4 protein-coding genes are annotated in these 6,961 nt (G+C 66.4%); all 4 read left to right on the top strand.

Translation table 11 applies throughout. The features are described 5' to 3' along the window. Nucleotides 1-605 (top strand): fasciclin domain-containing protein (locus AC1D1S_RS17975; protein ID WP_476995089.1); only part of this gene is annotated, 605 nt, incomplete at its 5' end. A 241-nt stretch (nucleotides 606-846) separates the two neighbouring features. Then, a complete protein-coding gene (locus AC1D1S_RS17970) occupies nucleotides 847-2,502 on the top strand; it encodes an ABC transporter substrate-binding protein (RefSeq protein WP_476995090.1) in 1,656 nt (551 codons plus the stop codon). A gap of 78 nt (nucleotides 2,503-2,580) precedes the next feature. After that, nucleotides 2,581-4,083: a malate:quinone oxidoreductase gene (locus AC1D1S_RS17965; RefSeq protein WP_243181306.1), complete on the top strand. Its 1,503-nt coding sequence runs from the start codon at nucleotides 2,581-2,583 to the stop codon at nucleotides 4,081-4,083. Between the two features lie 119 nt (nucleotides 4,084-4,202). After that, nucleotides 4,203-6,961 (top strand): efflux RND transporter permease subunit (locus tag AC1D1S_RS17960; RefSeq protein WP_476995088.1); only part of this gene is annotated, 2,759 nt, incomplete at its 3' end.

The following is a 6,961-nucleotide window of genomic DNA, read 5'->3' as shown; positions in this document are numbered from 1 at the left end:
GTGGCGGATCCAGCGCCTCGTCGGCCCCCGCCTCCTCGGCCCCGTCCTCCGCACCGGCGGAATCCAGCATGGCCTCCCCCTCCACGAGCGCCTCCGCTGCGGCCATGGATCCGGCCGCCAACCTCGTCGGCTCCGGCTGCGCCGCCTACGCCGCCCAGGTTCCCAGCGGTGCCGGCTCCGTCTCCGGCATGGCGCTTGACCCGGTAGCCACCGCGGCGTCCAACAACCCGGTCCTCACCACCCTGACCGCCGCCGTGTCCGGCAAGCTCAACCCCAAGGTCAACCTGGTGGATACGCTCAACGGCAGCGAATTCACCGTCTTCGCCCCGACGGATGACGCCTTCAAGAAGATCGATCCGGCCACGATCGAGGCCCTGAAGACGGACGACGCCACGCTGAGCAAGATCCTGACCTACCACGTTGTCCCTGGCAAGATCACCCCGGACCAGATCGTCGGCACCCACAAGACGGTTGAAGGCGGTTCGGTGACGGTCACCGGCACCAAGGATGCCCTCAAGGTTGACGGCGCCAACGTTGTCTGCGGCGGCGTCCAGACCGCCAACGCCACTGTCTACATGGTCGACTCAGTCCTGATGCCCAAGTAGTCAGCCCTTTTGCACTCCTGCCCGGCTCCAGCCTGACTCCCTGGACCACTAGGAGAAGGGGAGGCCCGCACCACCAGGTGCGGGCCTCCGCTTTTTGCGCTGCCGTGCGCCTTGCGGCGGTGTGCCACAAGAGCTGGCGGACCCGGCCGTCAACTAGACTGGGGCTGGTCCGCAGCCGGCGGGCCATCCAGTTCCCAGAGGTGATTCTCGAGTGCCCAGCAGTACAGTGCCCAGCAGGACAGTGCGGCGGATTGCCGCCAGCATTGGGGCCGCCCTCCTTGTCCTGCCGCTCGCGTCCTGCACGGGCAGCCTCGGCCCGGCACCCAGCTCCACCACCGCCTCTGCCACCGCCAGCGCGGCACCTACCGCGCTTTTCACCTTCGGCACTGGCTCGGAGCCGCTCGGGCTCGATCCTGCCCTGGTCTCCGACGTCGAGTCCTACCGCGTCACCCGGCAGGTACTGGAGGGCCTCGTGGGCGTAGACCAGACCACCGGCCAGCCCACGCCGCTGCTGGCCACCGAATGGTCCCAGAGCGATGAAGGCCGGACCTACGAGTTCAAGCTGCGCGGGAACGTCAAATTCCAGGACGGGACACCGTTCGATGCCGCCGCGGTCTGCACCAACTTCAACCGCTGGTTCAACTTCTCACCGGCCCTCCGCGAACAGGCCACCGGTACCACCTTCAAGGGCGTCTTCAAGGCCCATGCGGACCAGGCGCCGCTGTCCATATACAAGAACTGCACCGCCGTCGCGCCGGACAATGTGCGGATCGGCCTCACCCAGCCCTTCACGGGTTTTCTCCAGGCCCTCACCCTGCCGGCCTTCGCGATCTCTTCGCCCAAGGCCCTCGCCGCGGAGAACGCTGACGTCCTGAACCAGAGCCGGGGCGGGCAGCCGGTATCCGCTTACGGCCTCCACCCGGTAGGCACAGGACCGTACGTTTTCGGCTCCTGGGATTCGGGCAGCGTCACCCTGGCCAGCAACAAGGACTACTGGGGGGACAAGGGGCAGATCGGCACCATCAAGTTCGTGACCTACGATCACCCGCAGACCCGGATGCAGGCGCTCCTGGACGGCAAGATCGACGCCTACGACGCCGTCACCGTGGGAAACTTTGACCAACTGGTCAAGAGCGGAAAGCAGATCATCCAGCGGGACCCGTTCTCCGTGATGTACCTGGGCATGAACCAGCAAGTCCCCATCCTGCAGAACCTCAAGGTCCGCCAGGCGATCGAAATGGCGCTGGACAAGGACACGCTGATCCGCCGGTTCTTCATCGACAACACGGCCCAGGCATCCCAGTTCGTTCCACCCAAGCTCAGCGGCTTCAACAACAACGCCGCGGCGCTCGGCTACAACCCGGGCAAGGCCAAGGAACTCCTGGCCGAGGCCGGCTACAAGGGCGAGGAGCTGAAGTTCTACTATCCGCTCAACGTCACCCGGCCCTACCTGCCGACGCCGGAAAAGGTGTACGCCGAAATCAGCCGTCAACTGACCGCCGTCGGGCTCAACGTCAAGCCCGTACCGGTGGACTGGGCTGACGGCTACCTGCAGAAGGTCACGTCCCCGGGCGACCACGCCCTGCACCTGCTCGGCTGGAACGGATCGTATTCGGACCCCGACAATTTCGTGGGCCCGCTCTTCGGCGAGAACACCGGCGAATTCGGTTACCAGGATCCCCAGGTCTTCTCCAAGATCGCCCGGGCCCGCGGCCTGCCGGACGGCAAGGACCGCACCGAGGAGTACCAGACCATCAACGGGCAGATCGCGGCCACGGTGCCCGCGGTTCCCATTGCCTTCCCGATCTCGGCCTTGGCGCTCTCGGACCGGGTGCTGAAGTACCCGGCGTCGCCGGTACTGAACGAAGTTTTCACAAAGGTCGAGCTAAGGCCTTGACGCCCGGGGCCAATTTCAGTTAGTGGGCGGTGCGGGATATTCTGTGACAGCCAGAGCCGCTGCTATCGGAGACTGATTGTGACTTTCATTTCCAAGACCCAACACGCCGACGTCGTCCTGATTGGCGGCGGCATCATGAGCGCCACGCTCGGCGCCTTCATCAAGCAGCTTGAGCCGAACTGGACCATCTCGCTCTTTGAGCGTCTGGACGAGCCCGGACTGGAAAGCTCCGACCCGTGGAACAACGCCGGCACCGGACACGCTGCCCTGTGTGAGCTTAATTACTCCCCCGCAGCCAAAGACGGCTCGGTGGACCCCGGCAAGGCCCTGAACATCAACGAGCAGTTCCAGCTGTCCCGCCAGTTCTGGTCCCACCTCGTCTCGAACTCGCTGATCGGCTCCCCCAAGGGGTTCATCAACACCGTTCCGCACATGAGCTTCGTGATCGGCGAGGACCACACCAAGTTCCTCCGCACCCGCTACGAGGCACTCAAGCCGAACCCGCTGTTCCGTTCGATGGAGTATTCCGAGGACCACGCGCAGATCGCCAAGTGGGCCCCGCTGATCGTCAAGGGCCGCGACCCCAAGCAGCGCGTCGCGGCAACCCGCGCCGCCGAGGGCACCGACGTCGACTTCGGCGCCCTGACCCGCGAGCTGACCACCTACCTGGGCAACAACGGCGTGGAGATCAACTACGGCCACAACGTCAGCGACATCAAGCGCGCGTCCGGGGGCGGCTGGGACCTGTCGCTGAAGCACGCCAGGAGCGGCGAGCACGGCTCCATCCACGCGAAGTTCGTGTTTGTCGGCGCCGGCGGCGGGGCCCTGCACCTGCTGCAGGCCTCCGGCATCCCGGAAGGCAAGGGGTTTGGCGGTTTCCCGGTCTCCGGCCAGTTCTTCCGCTGCACCGACGAGAGCATCGCTGCCCGGCACAGCGCGAAGGTCTACGGCCAGGCGTCTGTCGGCGCTCCGCCCATGTCCGTGCCGCACCTGGACACCCGCTACGTCAACGGCAAGCGCTCCCTGCTGTTCGGTCCGTACGCCGGCTTCTCCACGAACTTCCTCAAGAGCGGCTCCTACCTGGACCTGCCGCTGTCCATCCGCCCCTCCAACATCATCCCGATGCTGGCCGTGGCCAAGGACAACATGGACCTCACCGCCTACCTGATCAAGGAAGTCGCCAAGCGTCACGGCGACAAGGTCGAGGCCCTGCGGGAGTACTACCCCGAGGCCAAGGACGGCGACTGGGAGCTCATCACCGCCGGCCAGCGGGTCCAGATCATCAAGAAGGACCCGAAGAAGGGCGGCGTGCTGCAGTTCGGCACCGAGGTCATCGCCGGACGCGACGGCACCATCGGYGCCCTGCTTGGCGCATCCCCGGGCGCGTCCACCGCCGTGCCGATCATGATCGAGCTGCTCCAGAAGTCCTTCCCGAAGAACTTCAAGGGCTGGCAGTCCAAGCTCAAGGACATGATGCCCGGCTACGGCGTCAAGCTCAACGACAACCCTGAGCTCGCCGCCAAGCTGGAGGCCGAGACGGCCAAGACGCTGCAACTCGAACAGGTCACCGCCAGCAACTAAGCCGGCGCCCGGCCGCGGCTGGTTTACACTGCTGGTTTGGGACCGCTGCAACCCGTGACGTCCCCGTTTTTTGATGTCCCGTTGTGCAGGACGCCCCCGACCCACCAGGAGACCATGAGATGTTCCGGCTCGCAAAGCTGTCTCTCGCCAACCGGGCCCTGATCGCGCTGATCACGGTGTTCGCTTGCGTTTTCGGCGTGATCACGATGTCCTCGCTGAAGCAGGAGCTCATCCCCTCCATCGAGTTCCCGCAGATCACCGTGATCTCCTCGATGCCCGGTGCGTCGCCGGAAGTCGTGGACAAGCAGATCAGTGCCCCGTTGGAAAAGGCGCTGAACAGCGTCGAGGGGCTGGAATCGACGTCATCAACGTCCCGGAACGGCGTCTCGCAGATTTCCCTGGCGTTCACCTACGGCTCCAACCTGGACCGTGCCCGGAACCAGATCGACCGCGCCATCTCCAACGCCAAGCAGGCCCTGCCGAAGGACGTGCAGCCGCAGGCGATCGCCGGGAGCATCAGCGACTTCCCGATCGTCTTCCTGGCCGTGTCCTCGGACAAACCGCTCAGTGAACTCAACGCCGATCTCGCCCGGCTCAGCGTCCCCAGGCTGCAGAAGCTCGACGGCGTGCGCGGCGCCGACGTGACCGGCGGCGCCACGCAGCACATCCAGATCCTGCCGCGGCCCCGGGATCTGGCGGCATCGGGCGCGAGCCTCCAGGCCATCAGCGACGCGCTGAAGAACAACGGTGCATTGGTCCCGGCGGGCACCATCGAGGAACAGGGCAAGACCCTCTCGCTGCAGATCGGCAGCCCGGTGGACTCCCTCGACGCCATCAAGGCCCTCCCCCTGGGCGCGGCCCGCGATGCGGCGACGATCGGCAGCGTGGCGGACGTCAGCCTGGTCGAGGACGCGCGCACGTCAATCACGCGGACCAACGGCAAGGAAACCCTCGCCCTGTCCGTGACCAAGAAGCCCGAGGGCGACACCGTCGCGATCTCCCACGCGGTCAAGGACGCCATCCCGCAGCTTGAGGCCGAGCTTGGCTCCAACGCCAAATTCACCCCGGTCTTCGACCAGGCGCCGTTCATCGAGAAGTCCATCAAGGACCTCACCACCGAGGGCCTGCTGGGTCTGGGCTTCGCCGTCCTGGTGATCCTGGTGTTCCTGATGTCCGTACGCGCCACCCTGGTGACGGCAGTGTCCATCCCGCTGTCCCTGCTGATCACGTTCATCGGCCTCTCGGGCACCGGCTACTCGCTCAACATCCTCACCCTTGGCGCGCTCACCATCGCGATCGGCCGCGTCGTGGACGACTCGATCGTGGTCATCGAAAACATTAAACGGCACCTGAGCTACGGCGAGGACAAGATCACCGCGATCGGGACGGCCATCCGCGAAGTTGCCGGCGCCATCACGGCGTCCACCCTGACCACCGTGGCCGTCTTCCTGCCCATCGCCTTCGTCGGCGACCTGGCCGGTGCGCTGTTCCGGCCGTTCGCCCTGACAGTGACCATCGCCCTGCTCTCCTCGCTGCTGGTCTCGCTGACCATCGTGCCGGTGCTGGCCTACTGGTTCCTGCGCGCGCCCGCCGTCACCGGCTCTCCGGCGTCTGCCGCTGGCATTGCCACCAAGGCGCACGAGGCCGAGCAGAGCACGCTCCTGCAGCGCGGCTACCTGCCTGTCCTGTCCGGTACGCAGCGGCACCCGGTCCTCACCCTGGTCGCCGCGGCCCTGGTGCTTGCCGGCACCGTGGCGATGTCCCCGCTGCTCGCCACCGACCTCCTGGGGCGCTCCGGCGAGAACAGCATGACCGTCAAGCAGGCCTTGCCGGCAGGGACCAGCCTTGACGAGGCCAGCGCTTCGGCGATCCGCGTCGAGGACACCCTGCGGGGCATCGACGGAATCAAGGACGTCCAGGCCACCACCGGCAACGCCCAAACCGGCTTCTCGGCCCTGCTCTCCTCCGGCGCGTCCAATTCGACGTTCACCGTGGTGACGGACGAGAAAGCCAACCAGGGCAAGCTCCAGGAGACCGTCCGCAGCGAACTCTCCAAGCTCGGCGACGCCGGAAAGATCACGGTCGGTTCCCAGCAGGGCGGCTTCGGCACTTCGTCAACCGTGGACATCACCCTCAAGGCCGCCACCACCGCCGATCTCCAGACGGCCAGTGACGCGATGGTCAAGGCCATGGACGGTGTCCCGGGCAGCAGCGAAGTGGCCACCAACCTGGCCGCCAGCCAGCCGGTGGTCCAGGTCAAGGTGGACCGCGCCAAGGCCGTCGCGGCCGGCCTGAACGAGGAGCGCGTGGCCGGGGTCCTGGCCGCCACGATCAGCCCGATTCCGGCCGGAACGATCCGCATCGACACCAACGACTTCCCGGTCCGGATTGGCGAGGGCACCCGCTTCACGAGCATCGAGGCCGTCCGGGACATGCCGCTCCCGACGGCGGCCGGCGCCGTTGCGCTGGGCAGCATCGCCTCGGTAGAGCAGGTGGACGTCCCCGTCTCCATCACCGCCAGCAACGGCCAGCGCACCGCGCGGGTCTCGGTGACGCCGTCGGGCTCCAACCTCGGCGCGGTCAGCACCGAGGTGCAGAACCGGCTCAAGTCAGTCCAGCTGCCGCCCGGGGTGACCGCCACGATCGGCGGTGCCACGACGCAGCAGGCCGATTCGTTCCGCCAGCTCGGACTCGCACTGCTCGCTGCCATCGCGATCGTCTACGTGATCATGGTGGCTGCGTTCAAATCGCTCGTGCAACCGCTGATCCTGCTGGTCTCCGTCCCGTTCGCCGCGACAGGCGCAATCGCCCTGCTCGTGGTGACCGGCGTGCCGTTGGGCCTGCCGTCGCTGATCGGCATGTTGATGCTCGTGGGCAT

The sequence above is a fragment of the Arthrobacter sp. P1_A5 genome, from assembly GCF_056406825.1.
The sequence above is the reverse complement of the archived record's forward strand: the minus strand, read 5'-3'. Positions and strand labels throughout refer to the sequence as shown.